This window comes from Clostridium sp. C2-6-12 (assembly GCF_009928485.1).
Taxonomy (GTDB): Bacteria; Bacillota; Clostridia; order Clostridiales; family Clostridiaceae; genus Clostridium.
Window position 1 is genome coordinate 29310 of the sequence record NZ_JAABNP010000005.1, and the last position, 21614, is coordinate 50923.

Consider the following 21614-nt stretch of genomic DNA (forward strand, 5'->3'; position numbering starts at 1 on the left):
TTTAAAGGTGGAGGATTTTAAGTTAAGAATTAATGACAGAGTTGAGGTAGTCAAAGATGAAAAAGCTTATAAAGCTTTAGTGATAGACATAAATGAAGATTTTTTAACAATAAATTTACCTGTTAATGATGGTAATTATTTAATGTTGCATTCCAATGAAAAAATAGAAATGACTTGTTACTTAGAAGATGGAAGATGTTTTAAGTTTTATTCAGAAGTCATTTTAAGAGGAAAGGAAAGTAATATATTATTTTATAAAATATCACCACCTTTTGATATACAAAAAATACAAAGAAGAAACTTTTTTAGAGTAGATTTAACTAATGATATTCATTATAAAAAAATCACATTAGTTGAAGAGGAGGATTATGAAAATATACCTTATAAAAAAGGTCTAATGGTGGATTTAAGTGCAGGTGGCTTAAAGCTTAAAGCAAAGGATAATATAAGTAAAGATGATTTACTGCTAGTTAAAATGAAGGTAAACGAAGTTGAGTTAGAATTAAAATGCGATATTGTTAGAATTGAAAATACAGAAGATAAAGAAAAATTATGCGGTTTAAGATTTATAGAAATATCACCAGCCCAAAGTGAGTTAATAGTCAGAGAATTATTTAAAATAATGAGAAGGCAAAGAGCTAATTTATAAAAAAGTTTAATTGAAAATAATGTCCTATGGTATATAGGATATAATATAGATATAAACTACGGTGGGGGGTAATAAGGTATGCACGTAGTCAATGAAGTGGAAAGAAAAGAACAAATAATACAAGAATATATTCCACTTGTAAAATATATTGCCTCTAGAGTTATGTTTGGTAAGAACAAATATATGGAATATGAGGATTTAGTTAGTTACGGAATGATTGGGCTTATGGATGCCTTAAATAAGTTCGATAGTACTAAAGGCATGAAGTTTTCATCTTATGCATCAATAAGGATAAAAGGTGCAATGATAGATGAACTTAGAAAAAATAGACCAATATCTAAGGGCGCAATGGATAAGTTAAATAAATACAATAAAGCCATTGATACTCTCCAAGGAGAATTGTTAAGAGAGCCAACTAACGATGAAATTGCTAAGTTTTTAGGTATTTCTTTAACTGAAGTAGCTGAAATTGAAAATTATATTAATTACATTTCAATGGTATCTTTAGAAAGTGTAATATTTTCAGATGATGAAGATGTAAACCTTATTGGAATAATAGAAGATAAAAATAGTCCAAGCCCTGATATTTATCTACAGGATAAAGAGCAATTAGAGGTTTTAGAAAAGGCAATAAGTTTGCTTAAAGAAAAGGATAGAACTATTTTAAATCTTTATTATTATGAAAAGTTAACGTTAAAAGAAATTGGAGCAATATTAAGTGTATCAGAATCAAGAGTTTGTCAGCTCCACAGTAGATCCATAGCAAATTTAAGAGAATGTATGAAAAAATTACATTATATAAATTAATACTAAATATGCAGTTGAAAATCGGAGTTATGCAATTAAGGAAAAAGTAATAAAGTGTTCATATAAACAACTAACATGAAAGCTAACCTAATAATTAGTCCTTAACTGTCAACTGTTAACTGAATTTGAGGTGTTTTATGCCAGTAATATTATTAATAATTGGAATCATTTTAATAGTTTACAATTATCGTGCTATTAGGCTAGAGGAAAAAGATAAACAAGAAGATAATGGTTTTAATCTATCTTTTCAAAGTGTTTTACAAGATAGAAAAGAAGAATTAAGTGATTATAAAATGGAAATGGGTCTTCTAAGAAAAGATATAGCAGAAAGTTTAACAGAGTTACAAGAGGAGATTTTTGATATAAAAAAAGACATACACCGACTACAAAGTGAGAACTTTCACTTATTAAAAGATATTAATGCTTATCGATCACAAAATAACAATGATGATCTACTAAAAAATAATGAAGACCAAACACTTAAGAGTAGTGAAGAGATGTACGAAAATAAAGAAGGTTTAGAAAATAGTCATCTTATGGACGAAAGTAAAGTTGATATTAGTTTAAATGAACCTAACGAAATCATGTTAGAAAATGGGGATTTAGATAAGGTAGATAGTATTGATTATCAAACAGATGAAAGAATAAATTTAGATTCTGAGGCAGGCGATGGTGTTATATCTGAAATTGATTTTTCTGCTAAAGTAGATAGTAATAAGACTGCAAGGATTAAAAGACTTTTAGGAGAAGGTTTAACAGAAGAACAAATCTGTCATGAATTATCTGTAAGCAAGGGGGAAGTACTATTAGTAAAAGGTTTATTCAAAAAGTAAAAAAAAGTGTATCTTTTCTCTTAGATAAAAGAATTTGTTTAGGTATAGGAATTGGCCTGATTTTAGGTGTAATATTTATGTTTGGATATAAATATACAGAAAATCTTTCAGATAGCCAAATTGAAGAAAGAGCTAGAGCTTTAGGAATGATTTATGAGAATGAGAGCAAGGCTATTTTAAAAGGAGAGGATTAAATGATAAGAGGCTTTTATAATTCTATTTCTGGTTTAATAACATTACAAAATGAACAGGAAGTAACAACAAATAATATTGCTAATGTAAATAATTCAGGATATAAAAAGCGTGAACTTACAAAGAGTAGTTTTGAGGATGTAATGATATCTAATAGGCAAAAGCTTGTAGATGGAAAGTATGTTAGAAATAATATAGGAAATTTAAATCTTGGAGTAAAAGTTGATGATGTTGAAAATGTATTTACTCAGGGAAGTTTCAAAGCTACCGATAGCATGACTGATTTTGCAATTGATGGAAGAGGTTTCTTTGTAGCCCAAAATGGGAATAAAGAAGTATATACAAGAGATGGAAATTTTAAAATAAATCAACAAGGTTATTTAATAACCAATGATGGATCAGAAGTTTTAGGTATTAATATTGCAACAGGGGCTAGAGAGCATATATATATAGGAAATTATAAATTTTCTTTAGATGGAGAAAATAATATTGATATTGATGGAATTGGTAATACTCATAAATTATTAACAGTTGATTTTCAAAATGATGATTATAAATCATTAGAACCACTTGGAGATAATTATATAACAAATGCTAATCCAATATATGATGCTAAAGTTAATGTAAGGCAAAATTTTATTGAAGCTTCAAATGTAGATCCTTCAGCTGAACTTGTAAAGCTTATGGAAATAAAAAGACAATTTGAAACAAATCAAAAATTTGTAAAAATGCAAGATGAAACAGTTCAAAAAGCTGCAACTGAATTAGGCCGTGTATAGTCTAGAGAAGGGAGGAAATAATTATGTTTAATATATTTGGAACAGCAAGAAGTGGTATGACGGCATATCAAGAAAAGCTTGACTATCTTTCAAATGACTTAGTTAACAGTCAAACAACTGGATATAAAAGTACAGATGTAGGGTTTAAAGATCTTTTAACAGAATCACTAGATAGAAAGGGAACACCTTTAAGGGATAAAACAGCAATTAGTGGTACTGGTGTAAAGCTAGGTGTTAATTATGCTAGAAATAAACAAGGAAATCTTTTACCTACAGGTGGGAAAACAGATTTAGCAATAGATGGAACTGGATATTTTGGAATTATGAAGTCTGATGGAAATGTTGTTTATACTAGAGATGGTAATTTCAAGATAGATACAAATGGTACTTTAGTAGATACAAACGGAAATAAGGTATATATTGAGTATGGAGAGGGAGCTTCTGAAGGAAATCCAGCGTTGGTAGGGAAAGATATTTCAATAGATCAATCTGGTGGAATATCTATGAAGGTTGGAGAAGATATGGTTAATATTGGTACAATACCTATTTTTACAGCCATAGGAGATAAAGGCTTTATACCTCAAGGAGATAACTATTTTACTACTAATTCAGATGCCCAAGTAGTACTAAGTGAAGACTACAATATAGTACAAGGTATGTTGGAAGCATCAAATGTTGATACAGCAGAAGTTTTTTCAGATTTAATATTAACTCAAAGAGCGTTCCAATTAAGTTCAAAAGCAATAACTACTGCTGATGACCTTTGGAGTATGATAAATAGTATGAGATAACAAAAAATATTAAGTTGATGGTTATAAATTTAGCCTTGTTAAGCAGAAATAGTAAAGCTGCTTAACAAGGCATTTTTTCATAAGTATGTAGATCTTAATTTGTTGTTAATTAAGTATTAATGTAAGTTAAAGACGTCTAGTAATTCTTTTTCGCTTTACATTATTTTGATTTATAAGTAAAATAAATATGTATTATATAAAAGAAAGATTTTAGGAGGAATTATTTTGGAAAATGTAGTTTATGTAACTGGACATAAAAATCCTGATTCAGATTCGATTTGTGCTGCATATGGGTATTCAGAGTTTAAAAATAAGACTAGCAAGCTTCCAACAAAGCCTGTAAGACTTGGAAATGTAAATGCAGAAACACAATTTATTTTAGATTATTTTGGAGTTAAAGCTCCTGATTTATTAGAAACAGTAAAACTTAAGGTTGAAGATTTAGAATTCGATACTATTCCAGCAATAGCTCCAGAGATTTCATTAAAAAGAGCTTGGAATATAATGAGAGATAATCATATTAAATCTTTACCAGTTATTGATAGACATGAAAGATTGGTTGGAATTGTATCAATTTCAAATCTGACATCATCATATATGGATATATCAGATGAGAATATATTAGCTAAAAGTAAAACATCAATAGAAAATATATTAGATACACTTTCAGCTACTAGTATATACATAAATGAAAACTGCAAAGTATTTAAAGGTAAGATTGCAGTTACTGCAATGAAACCAGACAGCTTAAAAGATCTTATTAAAGAAGGTGACATTGCACTTGTAGGTGACAGACCTGATGCTCAAGAAGCATTAATTGATATGAAAACATCACTAATTATAATAACTGGTTCGCATACTCTTTCAGAAAATTTAATTACAAAAGCCAAGGAAAATGGAGTTACGGTAATAAGTACACCATATCATTCTTTTGTAGCTTCAAGATTATTAACTCAAAGTATACCTGTAAGCCATGTTATGGCTACAGATAATTTAATATCATTTTCAAAAGATGAGTTAGTTGAAGATATTAAAGATGTTATGGCTGAAACTAGATATAATAGCTATCCTGTTACTGATGAAGATGGAAGAGTTATTGGAACAGTTTCAAGATATCATCTTATTTCAAACCATAAGAAAAAGGTTATTCAAGTAGATCATAATGAAAGAGGTCAATCTGTTAATGGGCTAGAAGAAGCAGAAGTTCTTGAAATCATAGATCACCATAGAGTTGCCGATATTCAAACAAGCAATCCAATATTCTTTAGAAATGAACCTCTTGGAAGTTCATCTACTATAGTTGGGAAATGTTATTTTGAACTTGGAATGACACCATCTAAAGAAGCAGCTGGCTTATTATGTGGTGCAATTATTTCAGACACTCTATTATTTAAGAGTCCAACTTGTACAGAACAAGATAAAATTGTATGTAAAAAGTTAGCTGAAATAGCTGGAATTGAAAGCTTAGAAGATTTTGCTAAACAAATGTTTAAAGCAGGAACTTCTTTAAAAGGAAAGACTGTTTCACAAATTTTCAACCAAGACTTTAAGCCTTTTACAATTGGTGAAGCTAAAGTTGGTGTAGCCCAAGTTAATACTATGGATATTGATGGATTTATGCCATTAAAGGATGAAATGTTAAGTTTTATGCAAAGTGAAGCAGATAATAAAGGTTATGATGTAGTTATGTTATTATTAACTGACATTTTAACAGAAGGTTCACAAGTTTTAGTTGCAGGTCAAAGACATGATTTTGTTGAAAAGACATTTAATGTTGAGTTAAAAGATTCAATGGCATTTTTACCAGGAGTATTATCAAGAAAGAAGCAAGTAATACCACCACTTACTAATGCTATTAATTCAATTAAAAATTAATTAGATAAAAGTTATATAATAATAGATTAGCAAGATTAGAATTAGTAATTTTGCTAATTTATTTTTTTGTTGAAATATAGGAGATTACTAATAAATATAGGTTAGAAGTAGTAATTAGTATTAAATTTATGTGTATATAGTATTGTTTTAAATAAATGTTGTTAACATGTTTAAGAATTATATTAAGTGGCAAGTATTAAAAAGAAGTATGAAATATTTAAATTAATCAAGGTTAATAATTTTGTTAAATTAAGTAATGCTGATAATATATATTGAGGTGAATCTTTTTGATACGAAAACAAATAAAGCTAAAGAGATTAAAATTTCACATAAATGAATTTACAAAAAATAATGTTTATAAACATAAGAAAATTAATTACTGTTCAATTTGTGGTGGAAAGAAATTTATTAAATATGGGTATTACAATGGTATACAGAGATATAAATGTAAAGAATGTGGTAAGAGTTTTTCAAAAACTACCAATTCCTTATTAAGCTATTCAAAGAAAGATTTAAATATATGGATAGAATTTATTGAATTAATGATGAAAAGAAAATCATTAAGATTTTGTGCTGAAAAATTAAACATTAATTTAGCAACAGCATTTTATTGGAGGCATAAAATTTTACATGTTTTAAAAAGTGATAGCATTCCTAAAACCTTAAAGGGGTATGTGCATATTAATAAAACAATATTAAAGGAAAATTTTAAAGGAAATAGAAATATAGGATCAAAGAGAAGAAGAAATATATGGGTTGTAGCAGCAAAGGGGAATGAAGATTCAATGTTAGTTATACCTGCATTTACTGATTTTTGGGATTGGAATTTATTTAAAAATAAAATTTATTCAAAAATTGAAGAAGAAGCGTATATTGTCCCTTATGAAGATAGATATATACGCATACAAGCCAAAAAACATAATCAAGCTTTGGAAACTAAAGTTAATACTTCTCCTGAAAATAGAATAAAATATATTATAGTGAATTTGAGAAAATGGATTGGTAAATACAAAGGTGTTGCTACTAAATATTTGGAAAGTTATCTTCAGCTATTTGTTTTGTTCAATTTGGATAGGAAGATAGATTATATAGATGTAACATCATATTTATGGCGTAAAAATTCATTCATTAAAACACAAGAAATTAAAATGCAGCAATTGAAAATATAATAATGAAAAATATTAATATAAGTTCCGTTTGTTATCAAAATAAATAAAATGCCTTTAACTAAAAAATGAATTTCTAAATATTCAAGTACATTTATATTACTAACAACAATATTTTAAAACAATGATGTATATACTTTTTTAGTATATATATTCTAAGGGCATGGTGTGTTGTAAAAATTAATTTTGAGTGTATTTCCCACTTGATAAGATTTTAGTAGTAGAAAAGTTATAGCTTGTAGAAGAATCTCTGTGATTACGGTATAGTTTCTTCTTATATAAGTAAAAAGATTTTGGTTACAGCATACCTGCATTTTATATAGGTAAAAAGATTTTGATTGCAGCATAGCTGCTTTTTATATAAGTGAAAAGATCCTTATTGTGGCATAGCCACTCTTTTATATGTGCATACTTTTCCAAAATAAAAATATATATATTATGTAAGTAATCTTATATAAGGAGGAAAAGTTGTGGTACAGGAAAAGGAATTGACATCTGGTCTTACTACTAAGGAAGCAGAGAAGAGAATTAAGGAGTTTGGACTTAATGAATTAAAGCACCATAATAGAGCATCAGCACTTAAAATATTTTTGTCTCAGTTTAATGATTTTATTGTTTGGGTTTTAATCGCAGCAACTTTAATTTCAGGAGTGATTGGAGATAAGGCAGATGCAGTAACAATACTTATAATAATTGTCATTAATGCAATACTTGGTTTTATACAAGAATTTAGAACTGAAAAATCATTAGAAGCATTGAAGGAGCTTGCGGCTCCAACTTGTAAGGTTTTGAGAGATTCAAGTTTAAAGATTATAAATTCAATTTATTTAACAATAGGAGACACTGTTATTTTAGAGGCAGGAGACAGAATACCAGCTGATGGATTTTTTATTGAAAGTTCAGGAGTAGTTGTAGATGAATCCTTGTTAACAGGTGAGTCTGTAGGGGTAAATAAAGAGGCGAAAAAATATAACACAAATAAATTAAATGTTAAAAATGAAAGTAAAAGTAGCAAAATAAATAAAGATAATACAGGTTATATGGGTACTACCGTTGTAAAGGGGAAGGGATTATTTAAAGTAGACTGTATAGGCATGAAAACTGAAATGGGGAAGATAGCAGATTTAATTCAAAATATTGAGGAAGAAAAATCTCCTTTAAATAAGAGATTAGATTCACTAGGAAAGGTTTTAGTGGTCATTTGTCTTGTAATATGTGGAATTGTTACTGCAATGGGCATAATAAGAGGCAATGATATAACAGAAATGTTTTTACTTGGTGTAAGTCTTGCAGTTGCTGCAATTCCAGAAGGGTTAGCTGCAATTGTTACAGTTTCTTTAGCTCTTGGGGTATCTAGAATGCTTAAAAAAAATGCGTTGGTAAGAAAGCTGCCAGCAGTGGAAACTTTAGGATGTACTTCAGTAATATGCTCTGATAAGACAGGAACTTTAACTCAAAATAAAATGACTGTGAAAGAAGTATATTTAAACGGAAAGATATTTGAAATTGAAAAAGAAAATATGAATAATAATACAAAGTTTAAAAAGGCCCTTATATATTGTAATGATTGCAATTATGATTTTACAAAGAAAAATTTAAGTGAGGCACTTCATGGAGATCCAACTGAAACAGCATTAATAAGTATGTTTTTCAATAAAGTTAATGAACTTGAGGATTTTGTAAGTAGAGCTAACAGAGTATTTGATATACCATTTGATTCTATTAGAAAAATGATGTCTGTTATAGTAAGGGAAGGTGAAAAAGAAACCTGTTATGTAAAAGGAGCACCTGAAAGAGTAATTGAAAGATGTGATTATATTTTAGAAAATGATAAAATTAAACCCTTCACATATCAAAAGAAAAAGCAAGTAGCTGATTTTATTGAAGCAATGTCCTCAAGGGCATTAAGATGTATTGCAGCAGCATATAAGGAAGAACATCTCATAAAAGGTGAAAAGCTTGAAGAAAATTTAATCTTCATAGGAATAGCAGGAAGCATAGATCCACCAAGAGAGGAAGCAAAGGATGCTGTCTTAAAATGTAAGCTTGCAGGAATAAAGCCTGTTATGATAACAGGAGACCATAAAAACACAGCGCTAGCTATAGCAAAATCATTAAATATTTGCAATACTTCTGAACAGGTTATGACTGGTGAGGAAATAGAGGAAATCAGCGATTTAGAATTAGAGGGGAAAATAAAAAAAATAAGAGTTTTTGCAAGGGTTTCACCTAGTCATAAATTAAGAATTGTACGTGCCTTCAAGAAAAAAGGAAATATTGTCGCTATGACAGGGGATGGAGTAAATGATGCGCCTGCTATTAAAGAATCAGACATTGGAATTTCAATGGGCATTTCTGGAACTGATGTAACTAAGGAAGCTTCCTCAATGATTCTCATGGATGATAATTTTTCTACTATAGTTGCTGCTGTTGAAGAGGGAAGAATAATATATGATAATATAAGAAAATTCATAAGATATTTATTGTCTTGCAATTTAGGTGAAGTTTTAACTATGTTTTTGGCAACAGTATTTTATCTTCCAAATCCATTAAGTCCAATACAGATATTGCTTGTAAATTTAGCTACAGATGGGCTCCCAGCTATAGCCCTTGGAGTAGATCCGCCAGAGCAGGATATAATGAGACAGTTGCCAAGGGAGAAAAAAGAAAGTATATTTGCAAGAGGGTTAGTTGAAAAAATATTGATAAGAGGTTCGTTGATAGGACTATGCACTTTGCTTTCATTTATGGTGGGCAGATATTATAAGATGAATTTGGAGACTTGCAGAACTTTAGCCTTATGTACTTTAGTAATGTCACAATTAATTCATGTATTTGAATGCAGATCAGAAAGACATTCTATTTTCCAAATAAAATTATTTACTAATCCATATTTAGTAGGAGCAGTAGCAATATCAATAATATTAATATGCTCAGTATTATATGTTCCATTTTTACAGGAAGTATTTCATACAGTACCATTATCTATTAATCAATGGCTTATTGTAATGTTCTTTTCTGGGATAATTGCTTTTATTAATAGTGTTTATTTATTGATTAAATCTAAGTAAATGAATAATGAATACCGATAATTATTCATCAAAAAAAGGGCTTTAGCCCTTTTTTTATCTTCTCATATTCATTGCTTGCTTACGTGATTTTTTTATTTGACTATGATCTATTGGGAATAAATCTTTTTTTGTTGTAAGATTTAATAAATTCATAATTTGAACTTCTTGCGAATTTTCCTTCTTGCTATCTTTTTCACCTGTAACACCCATTACAATAACTTTATGACCTTGTTTTACAGTAATAAATTCAGGTTTCTTAAACCATCTATTTTTTTTGTACCAGCATTTAACAACAGTTCTGCCTACTTCAGGTTTTACAACCATTTCAATCATCAATCTATGGAATATAAAGTAACTTTTTGGAATAATCTTTATAGAAAGAATAGTCCCAGATAGGCTTGTAATTCTATCCCCATATTTCTCCATATAAGCATTTTGAAAATAGTTACTAAATTTACCGCTTAATTTTTCTTTAAAACCCATTATAATTGCTCCTTTACATAAAAATATCGATAATAACGATATTATACTTATAATCCTTTATTATTATACCATATGAACTTAAGAAATAGGTAGTTTTTTATTATTGCTAATTGTTTATTCAATTAGTTATAATAAGATTAGAAAAAAGTAAACAAATGTTTGCACTTTTACATGGAAAGAGTGAACATGAACATAAAAATTGCAGTAAAATTTGTTTAAGGATGAATATAACTGCAGAAGATAATAATGAGGTGAGCTATAAAATGGAAAATCAAATATTACATGTAGACATGGATGCTTTTTTTGCTTCTGTTGAGCAAAGGGATAATCCAGAACTTAGAGGCAAGCCTGTTATTGTAGGAGGAGTAAGTGAAAGAGGAGTTGTATCAACTTGCTCCTATGAAGCTAGAAAATTTGGAGTACATTCAGCTATGCCAATGTTTATGGCTAGGGAAAAATGTCCAAAGGGAATTTATATTTCAGGTAGATATGGAAGATATACAAAGGCTTCTCAAGAGATATTTAAAATACTCAATGAGGTTACTCCTTTAGTAGAGCAGGTTTCTATTGATGAAGGCTTTTTAGATTTATCTCAAGGGAAATTTAAAGATGGAATGGAAGCAGCAAGGTATATTAAAAATAGAGTTTATAAAGAAGTTCAATTAACTTTATCCATTGGTATATCTTATAATAAGTTTTTGGCTAAGCTTGCTTCAGATTGGAATAAGCCAAATGGAATTAAGGAAATAGGAAAGGAAATGATACCAGACATATTATTGCCACTTTCAATATCCAAAATTCATGGATTAGGAAAGGTATCGGTTTCTAAGTTAAATAATATGGGCATATATTACATTAAAGATTTATATAAGATGCCTAAAGAATTTTATTTGGAATATTTAGGAAAGAATGGTTTGGAAGTATACGACAGAATTAGAGGGCAGGATAATAGAAAAGTTGAAGTTCTTCATGAAAGGAAATCTGTTGGAAAGGAAAGAACTTTGAAAGCAGATACAAAAAATAAAGAAGAATTGCTTGAATATATTAAGGAATTTTCTTTTGAGATAGAGGAAGTTTTAAGCAGGAAAAATGTAATTGGAAAAACTATAACGTTAAAATATAAAAATAAATATTTTGAAAATCATACAAGAAGTAAAACATTAAACAATTATATTGGAACAAGTTCAGAAATTTTTAAGGCTGCTGAAGAATTATTAGAAAATGAAGAATTAGATGAAGAAATAAGATTGATTGGAATTAGTATATCTTCATTTAAGGAAACAGAAGCAGAGCAATTAAGTTTATTATAATAATAAAAATTCTTTACGCTTAAAAAGCCATGATTAGATGAGTGCAATTAAATCATTTATTTATGGTTTTTATTTATTTAAGAAATATTATTGTTTATTAAAAGTTATTCTAGCTGATTTCTATAAAAGTTTTAAAAAAGTATATCTATTTTATTGTTTAAAGAATATTAATATAATATATATTCTAATTAAATTTTATGGCTATAGTAAGTGAAAGAACAAAAGGTGAAATTTTAAAAGGAATAGAATTTAATGCGATTATATATTATTAATTAGGGAGGAGTCTGCTTAGAAATTTATATAAGATAAAAATTTTTAAGTAGAAGAAGATTATGAAAAAAGAATTAACTCCAAAAGAAGTGATTTTTTCGGCAGAAAATATAGAAGTAAGCGAGAACAATAGTAGCAGAATTAAAGGCTTAAAATCTACTTTAAATAAAATAAAAAAGAATTTAAGGATTGAAAAAGATGGATACAATATATATTATGTAGATTCATTTTCAAAAGAAAAATTAGAAGAGCTTGAAGAGCATATTAAAGACATTTATGAAGAATTACCCCCGCCTAAAGATATCTGTTATGTGACAACACAGGATGAGCTAAAGCCCATAGCTTTATTTTTACCAAATGGTAAAGGGAATTTACTAAAAGAAATGATTAGTGACATTAAAGAAAAATACTTGGAATGTGCAATGAATTTTTATAATAGCTCAGCAGATGAAGAGAAGGAAAATATAATTGAATCTATAAGTGAAAAAAGAAATAGCTATATAACTAAGCTTATGGAATCAGCAAAGACTAAAAATTTTGAAGTTAAAGCAACCAGCAGTGGATTTGTATTTATTCCTCTTAAAGAAGAGGGACATGAGATGACCGAAAAGGAATATGAACAATTAGAAAGTGAAAATCAAGAAACTATTGAGAAGAAGGCGTCTCGTTTAAAAAAAGAAGCTGAATATATTTTAGAAATATTAAAGGATATTGAAATAGAATCTATTGAAAAGCTTAAAGAACTTTATATAGAGTATATAAAAAAGAATATGCAGAAGTATAAAGATGACTTATTATTACAATTTATTTCTCAGGATGATATATATAGATATTTGATTGAAATGTATGAGGATGTTGAGGAGAAAATAGTGGAATGTTATACGATTAATTTAGAGGAGGATGAAGAATATATAAAAGAAGCATTGGCTAAGTATGAAGTTAGTGTAATTGTTGATAATTCAAATCAAAGTCACCCAAGAGTAATTTACGATGACGATCCAACAATAAGCAATTTAATTGGAAATATTGAATATAGAAATAATAATGGAGGATATAGCACTGATATTTCCTTAATAAATGCAGGAAGTTTATTGAAAGCTAATGAGGGCTGTTTAATATTGAGATTATCCTCTTTAATAAGTAGTGGATTAAGTTATTATTATTTAAAGAAAGCATTGCTTTGTGGAAAAGTAAATTATAATTATACTAAAAATTACTTAGAAGTACTTTCTATTGTAGGATTAAAACCAGAATCCATTCCAATTAATGTAAAGGTTGTTTTGATTGGGAATTATGAGAACTATGAAATATTGTATGAAAATGACGAAGATTTTAAAAATATATTTCCAATTAAAATTGAGTCAAAATCAGAAATTAAATATACTGAAACGGCTAGGAATTCTATAGTACAAAAGATTAAGGAAAAAATAAATAAGGAAAAAATGTTGAATATTACTCAGCAAGGAATTGATGAGATTATTAAATTTTTAGTTAGAAATTCAGGAGATAGAAATAAAATATTAATTGACGATTATTATATAAATAAACTACTATATTTAGCTAATAACAATGCAAAAGAAGAAAATAGAAAAAGTATTGAAAAAGAAGATGTTATAAACGTAGCGTATGAAGAGGAACAAATATTAGAGGATATATTAGAGGGATACAAGAATAAAAAGATTTTAATAACCACAAATGGTAAAAAAGTAGGAATAATTAATGCATTGTCAGTAATTGGGACAGGAGCATATAGTTTTGGAAAACCTATGAGAATAACGTGTTTATCTCATATTGGGGAAGGAAAAATAATTGATATTCATAAGGAATGTAAATTAAGTGGAAGTATTCACGAAAAATCAATAAGTATACTTGGGGGAATTTTAAGTAATTTAATAAGCCCATATGAAAGGTTACCCATAGATCTTCAATTATGTTTTGAACAAACTTATGGAATGGTTGAAGGCGACAGTGCTTCTGTTGCAGAAATAATATGTATTTTATCTGCTTTAAGCAAGCGGGGAATAAAGCAGAATATTGCAGTTACAGGTTCCATAAACCAATTTGGGGAAATACAGGCAATTGGGGGCGTTAATGAAAAAATTGAAGGATTTTATAGAGTGTGTAGTGTTATAGATGATATTAGTGGTAAAGGTGTATTAATTCCAAGTTCAAATAAAGACGAGCTGATACTACAAAGTGAAGTTGAGGAAGATATTAAAAATGGGAAATTTCATATATATACCATGGAAAATTTAGAAGATGCCATCGAAGTTATGATATTAGAAGATGGGGAAAATGTAAAAAGTTTTTTCAAGGAAATGGAAAATGAGATATTGAAATATAAGGGAATAAAAAGAAAAGGAAAAGAAAAATGATGGAAAGATATCTTTAGTTAGTTGATTTTGAGATTAACTAAAGATATCTTTTTTAATTACAATATAAGACTAGTGCTATTAAATTTATAAAATACAAGGGGAAAATATGAACTTAAATACAAAAAAATGGAATAAAGGGTTTGACTCTCAATGAAAACATATGTTAAAATATGGTAAGGGAATTGAGTGGAAATTAAGGAGGTGAACGAGGATATTTCAAAGTATATATTTTGGTTTGAAATATTCTAATTAATATGTATTTAAATTTTCATAAACATGAGAATATCCTAGTAGTTAATCTTAGTGGAGAGTTAGATCATAATAGTGCTGAAGAAGTCAGAGTGAAGATTGATGATAGAATTGATAGAGATAATATAGAAAAAGTAATTCTTAATTTTTCTGGAGTTAATTTTATGGATAGTTCTGGAATCGGAGCAGTATTAGGCAGATATAAAAAAATATCTAACAAGGGTGGACAGTTATGCATAGCAGAATCTAATAAAAATGTTAATAGAATCTTTGAATTGGCTGGATTGTATAAAATAATTAAAAACTATAATACTGTAGATGAAGCCGTAAAGGGCATATAGATGGAGGGGTTATCATGTCTGACAATAAAATGAGTATAGAATTTGCAAGCAAATCTCAAAACGAGGGTTTTGCAAGAGTTGCTGTTGCAGCTTTTGTTGCTCAATTAGATCCAACAGTTGATGAAATAAATGATGTGAAAACAGCAGTCTCTGAAGCAGTTACTAATTCTATAATACATGGATATGAGAATAATGAAGATGGAGTAGTTAGAATTGAAGCAGAGATTAATAAAAATGAAGTAACTATAGTTATTATTGATAAGGGAATAGGAATTGATGATATAAATCAAGCTATGGAACCATTATATACATCAAGGCCAGATTTGGAAAGATCAGGTATGGGATTTACCGTAATGGAAACATTTATGGATGAATTACAGGTAGAAAGTCAAAAGGGAATTGGTACAAAGGTGGTAATAAAGAAGAAATTCAACATGGTAAGTTAGGTGAAAATAATATGGAAAAAGAGGATTTAAAACGAGAGGATTATAACTATGATAAGAATCCAGAGTTATTAGCTTTAGCGAAAAGTGGGGATGCTGATGCTATGAATGAACTCATAGAGATGAATTTGCCATTAGTATCATCCATTAGTAAGAAATTTTTAAACAGAGGGTACGAGTACGAAGATATATTTCAAATAGGATCAATTGGGTTGGTTAAGGCTATAAATAATTTTGATTTAAATTATAATGTTAAGTTTTCAACATATGCAGTTCCAATGATAATAGGTGAGATAAAAAGGTTTTTAAGAGATGATGGAATGATAAAGGTAAGTCGAAATGTTAAAAGTCTATCACGAAGAATAAATTTTTTAAAAGAAATTTTGACTAAGAAACTTAGAAGATCACCAACAATAGAGGAACTTGCTGAATATGCTAAGGTTGATAAGGAAGAAATTTTATTTGCAATAGAGTCATCTAATAGTCTTCAGTATTTATACGATACAATTCATCAAGATGATGGTGCACCTGTTCTTTTAATTGATAAGCTAAGTGAAAAGGGCGTAGATGATGGTAATATTATTGAAAGAATAGCTCTTAAAGAAGCATTGCAAAGCCTAGATAGTAAGGCTAGACAGATTATAATATTACGATATTTTAAGGATAAGACACAAGTTCAAGTTGCAAAAATGTTAGGGATAAGTCAAGTACAAGTGTCTAGAATTGAGAAAAAAGTGTTATCTCAAATGAAAAAGAAATTAGAAGATTAAATGCTGAATGGGGACGTCACTAAAATTTAATATTTAAAGGCAGATTTCTTGCTGCAATATATAAATAAAAAATCATATGTTGGAAAATTATTTTTCAGCATATGATTTTTTTATTTACTAGTTTATTAGCAAATACATGAATAATGTTCGCTATTTTGGTAATGATAGATTTATAGTAAAAGTACAAGAGTGATAATTAAAATTATGTGTAAAAGGTTGGTGGTCATAGTGAGTAGTACTAGTGAGATGAAGGAACAAAAGATTAAAATGAAATATAAGACTATGACAGATGAAGTTGTTCCAAAATCTAAATTATTTCAAGATTGTCTTAAAGCATTCTTAGTTGGTGGCTTAATTTGTGATATTGGGCAATTTGTTCATAATATAACAGTTAATTTTGGATATGCTGAAGAACAGGCTGGAGGCATTGTTTCGATTGTAATGATTTTTTTAGGTGCACTATTAACAGGCACTGGAGTATATAGTAAGCTTGCTGTATTTGGAGGTGCAGGCACTGTTGTTCCTATAACAGGATTTTCTAATGCAGTTGTTGCACCTGCAATAGAATTTAAAAAAGAAGGATTTATATTTGGAGTTGCGGCAAAGATGTTTACAATTGCTGGACCAGTGTTAGTATATGGGATTGGTACATCGGTTATTGTTGGAATAGTTTACTATATAATTTTTTTGTTATAAGTTTCCTATAAAAATAAAAATCCGGAAAACATTTGGAGGATTAAGAATGGAAAGGCAGGTGAAAATCCTAATCCTTAAATAGCAGATAACAAATGAATGCTAAAAGGAAATTAGGAAATATTATAATATGCAAATTCATAATAAGAAATTAGGTGGGCAAACTGTGAAGTTTGATAATCCTCCTAAAATAATATCGGCTTATTCAATAGTAGGACCTAAAGAAGGGGAAGGTCCATTAGCTCAACATTTTGACCAAATTTTAGATGATGATACCTTAGGAAAGGAAAGTTTTGAAAAAGCAGAAAGCCAAATGATGTTTACAGCTATAAGTGAAGCTTTGAGAAAAGCAAAATTAAAAGAATCAGATATAGATTATTTATTTTCTGGCGATTTGTTAAATCAAATAATTTCTTCTAGCTTTGCAGCTCGAGAATTCAGCATTCCCTTTTTTGGATTATATGGTGCTTGTTCAACTATGTCGGAATCTTTAAGTTTGGCTTCAATAATTATGGATGGTGGATTTGCTAAACATGTTGTAGCAACTACTTCATCTCATTTCAGTTCAGCAGAAAGACAATTTAGATTTCCACTTGAGTATGGATCCCAAAGACCTAAAACAGCTCAATGGACAGTAACTGGCTCTGGTGCGGTAGTTCTTGGATATGAAGGTGATTACCCAGAGATAACTTATGTTACAACTGGTAAGGTAAAAGACTTCGGGCAAAAAGATGCTAATAATATGGGAGCAGCCATGGCGCCAGCTGCTGTTGATACAATAGTAAATCATTTTAAAGATACTGGAAGAAATCCAAGTGATTATGATGTTATAGCCACAGGAGATTTAGGGGTAATAGGAAGGGAATTAGCTGACAAATTAATTCAAGAGTTTGGTTATGATATTAGAAAACAGCATATAGATTGTGGAGAAATTATATTTGATAATGAAAAACAAAAGACTGAGGCTGGTGGAAGTGGATGTGGATGCTCTGCAGTAGTATTTTCAGGATATTTATATAAGAAACTCTTAACAAAAGAAATAAAGAAGATATTATTAGTTTCAACAGGTGCACTTATGAGTACTACTTCGTCACTTCAAGGTGAAACAATTCCAGGAATAGCTCATGCAGTTGCTATAGAAGTGAAGGATCAATAATGAATGGTGTGAATGATTAAGGAAGAAAAGCCTATGGCTTTTCAAAAATAAAAATAATTAAAAGGAAAACTGCGGTTTTAAACCTCAATCATGAATTATTAATTATAATTAAATAGAAAGGAAAGAATATCTCATGGATTATTTAAATGCATTTATAGTTGGAGGAATTATTTGTGCTATAGGACAAATATTAATAGACGTTACAAAACTAACACCAGGAAGGATATTAGTAGTGTTTGTTGTTTTAGGAGTCATAGTAGGAGCATTTGGATGGTATGATAAATTAATTTCAATTGGTGGCGCTGGTGCTACGATTCCATTACCTAGCTTTGGAAATTCATTAGCTAAGGCAGCTATAAAAGATGTAAAAGAAATTGGATTTTTTGGAGCATTTACTGGAGGCATTAAAGGGACAGCGGCAGGAATTACTGCATCAATATTTTTTGGATACTTAATGGCACTAATCTTTAACCCCAAAACAAAAAAATAAACACCTATATAAAGTGTGGCTATGCCACAAATAAGATCAATTCACCTATATAAAGAGTGGCTATGCCACAATACGCAACTTATCGCATATAAAAGAAGCAGCTATGCTGCAATAGGAAATTTTTATACGGTCAAGGATGTTCCAACTATAAATACATGATGGAATTCTATTAAGTTACAATGAATAAAGCTCGAAAAATATATAATGAATTAATATTTTGCCTTTTATTGCATTAACACGTATAATTATACTAATAATGCATATAAACATTTTAAAAATAATAGTGTATAATATAAAAGGAAATTTATACTATAATTATTATGAAAAAGTTATTAGAATGGTGGGGTTCATTTGGAAAATTATTGTATTAATTCCTGGGCTGAAATAGTTGAACTTTTAAACAGTAATGTTCAACAAGGGATTAGTGAAAAATATTGTGAGGCGTTAAGAGTAAAATACGGAACAAATAAAATTGATTTACCAAGTGGAAGTAGTATTTATAAACATATTTTTAATTCATTAAAGCAAAAATCTGCAATTATATATATGATAATAGCAATAATATTATTTGTTTTTAAATATTACTTATTTGGAGGAGTTTTAACATCATTATTACTAGTAAATATAGTAATAATAGTACAACATACAATAAAAAGAGATAAAGAAGTAAGTTCATTAGAAAAACTAAATTCTGAAAATGTTATTGTAATAAGAGATGGAGTCCAAAAGGTAGTAAAATCAGAAGAATTGGTAATAGGGGATATAGTAAAGTTTACTAGAAATTCAGTAGTTGCAGCAGATTTAAGAATAATAAGTGCTAATGATTTAAAAGTAGACGAAAAGAGTATTACAGGAGAAACTTTTTATAAGGAGAAGTTTGAAGCAAAAATAATAGGAAATGTTTCATCTCTTGCTGATATGAAAAATTTATTATTCAAAGGATCTGTAATTAAGGCTGGAGATGGTGTTGGTATAGTTATAGCGACAGGAACGTCAACTCAGCTTGGAAGAATATTAGCAATGCTTACATATGCAAGTAACAGAAAGCATAACTTTGGTGCTATGATATCAAAATTTTTAGAAAAATATTTGATTATATATTTTTTAGGTATTACAATTATAGGCTCATATTTTGTTTTAACAGGGCAAGATGCACAAAAAAATTATATTTCAACTGCATTGTTTGCTTTAGGTTGTTTTCCAATATCAGTCATTTCAAAGCTTGTTTTTAATAGCGTTATAAAGCAATTTTTAAGTGATAATATTGAAATAATAAATTTTTCCGTATTTAATTTAATTAAAGATGTAAATATTTTATTTATAGATAAAGTTGGATCAATAAGTAAAAAAGAAATGGATGTTAGGAAGATATTTATTAATAATAATTTAATATCAGCAAATGAACCATATGTGAAAGAAATTACTTTTGATAGAATTGTTGAAATATCGTTAATATGTAATAATGCTATTTATGATCCAACGAATGAAAATGGTAAAGGTGAATTAGATGAGCTTGCTTTTTTAGATTATGCCGCTAAAAAGAAGATATATAAAGCATCTATTGATGGTAAGAATCCAAAAATACTAGAAATACCAATGGATTCTGACAAGAGGTGTTATACAGTTGTAACAAGAATAAATAAAAGATATAGAGCCAATACAAGAGGAAATGTTGATGCAGTATTAGAACATTGTACGCATATTATGATAGAAGGTGTTGAAAGAGAGCTTACTGATGAATATAAAGCTATGATAAAAGACACTGATATGAATTTATCGATAGAAGGATTAATAACAGAAGGCTTTGCATATAGAAACTTTACCTATGAACCTTCTAAATCTGAAAATATAGAAAGTAATTTGGTTTTTGTTGGGGTAATTGGACTTGAAAATCCTCTTGAAGATCATCTTAAAAATAGCATAAATCGTATTAAAGACAAAGCTATAGTACCTATTCTATTTACTGAAGAAAGTAAGTTAAGTGCAATTACAAATGCTAAAAAAGCTAATATAATAAGAAATAATAATCAAGTAGTAGCAGGAATAGAATTAGATTCCTTAAATCAACAAGAATTAAAAGATTTACTTTGCAGAGTAAGAGTATTTTGTAGAGTAAATCCAGAAATCAAATCTAAAATAGTTTCATTATTTATAAAAGATGGACATAAAGTAGCAACAACAGGTGAAACTTTGGGAGACTTACCTGCACTAAATCTATCTAATGTAGGAATTGGTAAAGGAAAAGCTTCTGCTATGGTAAAAAGATTGTCAGATGTATATATTCAGGAAAATTATCTTCAAGGCTTCTTTAAAATAAGAGATTTTGCAAAGATATTTGATAAAAATATAGATAGAGGTTTTAAAATATATTTTATGACCATACTTTCAGAATTACTAGTTTTGTTAGGAAGTCTTGTAATGGGACAGGCTGAAAGTTTAGATTTTTGGAATATATTGATTATTAATGGTATTTTATTTATTCCATTATCAATAATAATCTTATTAAAAAGAGGAAGAGCTATTAGCAATAACGAAGTTATAATAAGGGCTGTAATATTTAGTATAATAACTATGATTTCAATCTATAAGGTAGAAGGTAAAGAAGCTACAATAATTCCTTTAACTATTTTATCAATGGGAGTTTTAATATTTACATTGTTTAATAGTAATATATCTATAAGAAGATTTTCTAACGAAATAATTATGGGTTTAGTATCTTTGGCTATAATAATTTTATCTGTAATGGGTATTATTCTAGCAAATAACATTTTCCCTAGAGATATAATTTTTATAGAATTAGGTGTTTCAACATTATTTTTAATTATTTTTGAAATTTTAGCGAGAAAGTGGCAAAACTCATTAATGAGGTGA

General features: G+C 28.6%; 18 protein-coding genes. 17 read left to right on the forward strand and 1 reads right to left on the reverse strand.

From position 1 onward, the window contains the following. The first annotated feature begins 7 nt into the window (after nucleotides 1-7). The 8 genes from GXK56_RS05750 (at nucleotide 8) to GXK56_RS05785 (ending at nucleotide 10163) form a co-directional block, all read left to right on the forward strand. Nucleotides 8-649: a PilZ domain-containing protein gene (locus GXK56_RS05750; RefSeq protein ID WP_160686109.1), complete on the forward strand. Its 642-nt coding sequence runs from the start codon at nucleotides 8-10 to the stop codon at nucleotides 647-649. A 78-nt stretch (nucleotides 650-727) separates the two neighbouring features. Next, entirely contained in the window at nucleotides 728-1456 is a 729-nt protein-coding gene (locus GXK56_RS05755; protein WP_160686111.1) for a FliA/WhiG family RNA polymerase sigma factor, read from the forward strand. Between the two features lie 137 nt (nucleotides 1457-1593). Next, on the forward strand, nucleotides 1594-2289 hold the full coding sequence (locus GXK56_RS05760) for a hypothetical protein (protein ID WP_160686113.1): 696 nt from the start codon (nucleotides 1594-1596) through the stop codon (nucleotides 2287-2289). 194 nt (nucleotides 2290-2483) lie between these two features. Continuing rightward, nucleotides 2484-3260 carry a flagellar hook-basal body complex protein gene (locus GXK56_RS05765; protein WP_160686115.1) on the forward strand — a complete coding sequence of 259 codons (777 nt, stop codon included), beginning with the start codon at nucleotides 2484-2486 and terminating at the stop codon, nucleotides 3258-3260. A gap of 23 nt (nucleotides 3261-3283) precedes the next feature. Then, nucleotides 3284-4051 (forward strand): flagellar hook-basal body complex protein, encoded by a 768-nt coding sequence (locus GXK56_RS05770; protein ID WP_160686117.1) that lies wholly within the window; start codon nucleotides 3284-3286, stop codon nucleotides 4049-4051. 225 nt (nucleotides 4052-4276) lie between these two features. Then, entirely contained in the window at nucleotides 4277-5926 is a 1650-nt protein-coding gene (locus GXK56_RS05775; protein WP_160686119.1) for a putative manganese-dependent inorganic diphosphatase, read from the forward strand. Nucleotides 5927-6213: 287 nt separating this feature from the next. Continuing rightward, nucleotides 6214-7095: an IS1 family transposase gene (locus GXK56_RS05780; RefSeq protein WP_160686121.1), complete on the forward strand. Its 882-nt coding sequence runs from the start codon at nucleotides 6214-6216 to the stop codon at nucleotides 7093-7095. A gap of 467 nt (nucleotides 7096-7562) precedes the next feature. Further along, complete coding sequence (locus GXK56_RS05785) at nucleotides 7563-10163, forward strand: calcium-translocating P-type ATPase, PMCA-type (RefSeq protein WP_160686123.1); 2601 nt, start codon at nucleotides 7563-7565, stop codon at nucleotides 10161-10163. Between the two features lie 54 nt (nucleotides 10164-10217). Here the strand turns inward: GXK56_RS05785 and GXK56_RS05790 are convergent, their stop codons facing one another. Further along, nucleotides 10218-10646, reverse strand: a complete 429-nt coding sequence (locus GXK56_RS05790; RefSeq protein ID WP_160686125.1) for a hypothetical protein — start codon at nucleotides 10644-10646, stop codon at nucleotides 10218-10220. A gap of 263 nt (nucleotides 10647-10909) precedes the next feature. On the opposite strand from GXK56_RS05790, the gene GXK56_RS05795 reads away from it, so the two are divergent. The 9 genes from GXK56_RS05795 (at nucleotide 10910) to GXK56_RS05835 (ending at nucleotide 21614) form a co-directional block, all read left to right on the forward strand. Next, nucleotides 10910-11956 carry a DNA polymerase IV gene (locus tag GXK56_RS05795; protein ID WP_160686429.1) on the forward strand — a complete coding sequence of 349 codons (1047 nt, stop codon included), beginning with the start codon at nucleotides 10910-10912 and terminating at the stop codon, nucleotides 11954-11956. Between the two features lie 332 nt (nucleotides 11957-12288). Beyond that, on the forward strand, nucleotides 12289-14601 hold the full coding sequence (locus GXK56_RS05800) for an AAA family ATPase (RefSeq protein WP_160686127.1): 2313 nt from the start codon (nucleotides 12289-12291) through the stop codon (nucleotides 14599-14601). Between the two features lie 254 nt (nucleotides 14602-14855). Further along, nucleotides 14856-15191, forward strand: a complete 336-nt coding sequence (gene spoIIAA / locus GXK56_RS05805) for an anti-sigma F factor antagonist (RefSeq protein ID WP_160686129.1) — start codon at nucleotides 14856-14858, stop codon at nucleotides 15189-15191. Nucleotides 15192-15205: 14 nt separating this feature from the next. Further along, entirely contained in the window at nucleotides 15206-15637 is a 432-nt protein-coding gene (gene spoIIAB / locus GXK56_RS05810) for an anti-sigma F factor (protein ID WP_160686131.1), read from the forward strand. 11 nt (nucleotides 15638-15648) lie between these two features. Then, nucleotides 15649-16404, forward strand: coding sequence for an RNA polymerase sporulation sigma factor SigF (gene sigF / locus GXK56_RS05815; protein ID WP_160686133.1), 756 nt, complete (start codon nucleotides 15649-15651; stop codon nucleotides 16402-16404). A 228-nt stretch (nucleotides 16405-16632) separates the two neighbouring features. Further along, nucleotides 16633-17100 (forward strand): stage V sporulation protein AC, encoded by a 468-nt coding sequence (gene spoVAC / locus GXK56_RS05820; protein ID WP_160686135.1) that lies wholly within the window; start codon nucleotides 16633-16635, stop codon nucleotides 17098-17100. 127 nt (nucleotides 17101-17227) lie between these two features. After that, nucleotides 17228-18253, forward strand: coding sequence for a stage V sporulation protein AD (gene spoVAD / locus GXK56_RS05825; protein WP_160686137.1), 1026 nt, complete (start codon nucleotides 17228-17230; stop codon nucleotides 18251-18253). A gap of 133 nt (nucleotides 18254-18386) precedes the next feature. Beyond that, nucleotides 18387-18743: a stage V sporulation protein AE gene (gene spoVAE, locus GXK56_RS05830; RefSeq protein ID WP_160686139.1), complete on the forward strand. Its 357-nt coding sequence runs from the start codon at nucleotides 18387-18389 to the stop codon at nucleotides 18741-18743. Between the two features lie 351 nt (nucleotides 18744-19094). Then, a complete protein-coding gene (locus tag GXK56_RS05835; protein ID WP_160686141.1) occupies nucleotides 19095-21614 on the forward strand; it encodes a cation-transporting P-type ATPase in 2520 nt (839 codons plus the stop codon).

Excerpts from the sequence above, each read along its gene's own strand:
- GXK56_RS05795 (WP_160686429.1), top strand. The coding sequence starts at position 10,910 with ATGGAAAATCAAATATTACATGTAGACATGGATGCTTTTTTTGCTTCT.
- GXK56_RS05755 (WP_160686111.1), top strand. The coding sequence starts at position 728 with ATGCACGTAGTCAATGAAGTGGAAAGAAAAGAACAAATAATACAAGAA.
- GXK56_RS05800 (WP_160686127.1), top strand. The coding sequence starts at position 12,289 with ATGAAAAAAGAATTAACTCCAAAAGAAGTGATTTTTTCGGCAGAAAAT.
- GXK56_RS05760 (WP_160686113.1), top strand. The coding sequence starts at position 1,594 with ATGCCAGTAATATTATTAATAATTGGAATCATTTTAATAGTTTACAAT.
- spoIIAB (WP_160686131.1), top strand. The coding sequence starts at position 15,206 with ATGTCTGACAATAAAATGAGTATAGAATTTGCAAGCAAATCTCAAAAC.
- GXK56_RS05765 (WP_160686115.1), top strand. The coding sequence starts at position 2,484 with ATGATAAGAGGCTTTTATAATTCTATTTCTGGTTTAATAACATTACAA.
- spoVAE (WP_160686139.1), top strand. The coding sequence starts at position 18,387 with ATGGATTATTTAAATGCATTTATAGTTGGAGGAATTATTTGTGCTATA.
- spoIIAA (WP_160686129.1), top strand. The coding sequence starts at position 14,856 with ATGTATTTAAATTTTCATAAACATGAGAATATCCTAGTAGTTAATCTT.
- GXK56_RS05790 (WP_160686125.1), bottom strand. The coding sequence starts at position 10,646 with ATGGGTTTTAAAGAAAAATTAAGCGGTAAATTTAGTAACTATTTTCAA.
- GXK56_RS05770 (WP_160686117.1), top strand. The coding sequence starts at position 3,284 with ATGTTTAATATATTTGGAACAGCAAGAAGTGGTATGACGGCATATCAA.
- spoVAD (WP_160686137.1), top strand. The coding sequence starts at position 17,228 with ATGCAAATTCATAATAAGAAATTAGGTGGGCAAACTGTGAAGTTTGAT.
- sigF (WP_160686133.1), top strand. The coding sequence starts at position 15,649 with ATGGAAAAAGAGGATTTAAAACGAGAGGATTATAACTATGATAAGAAT.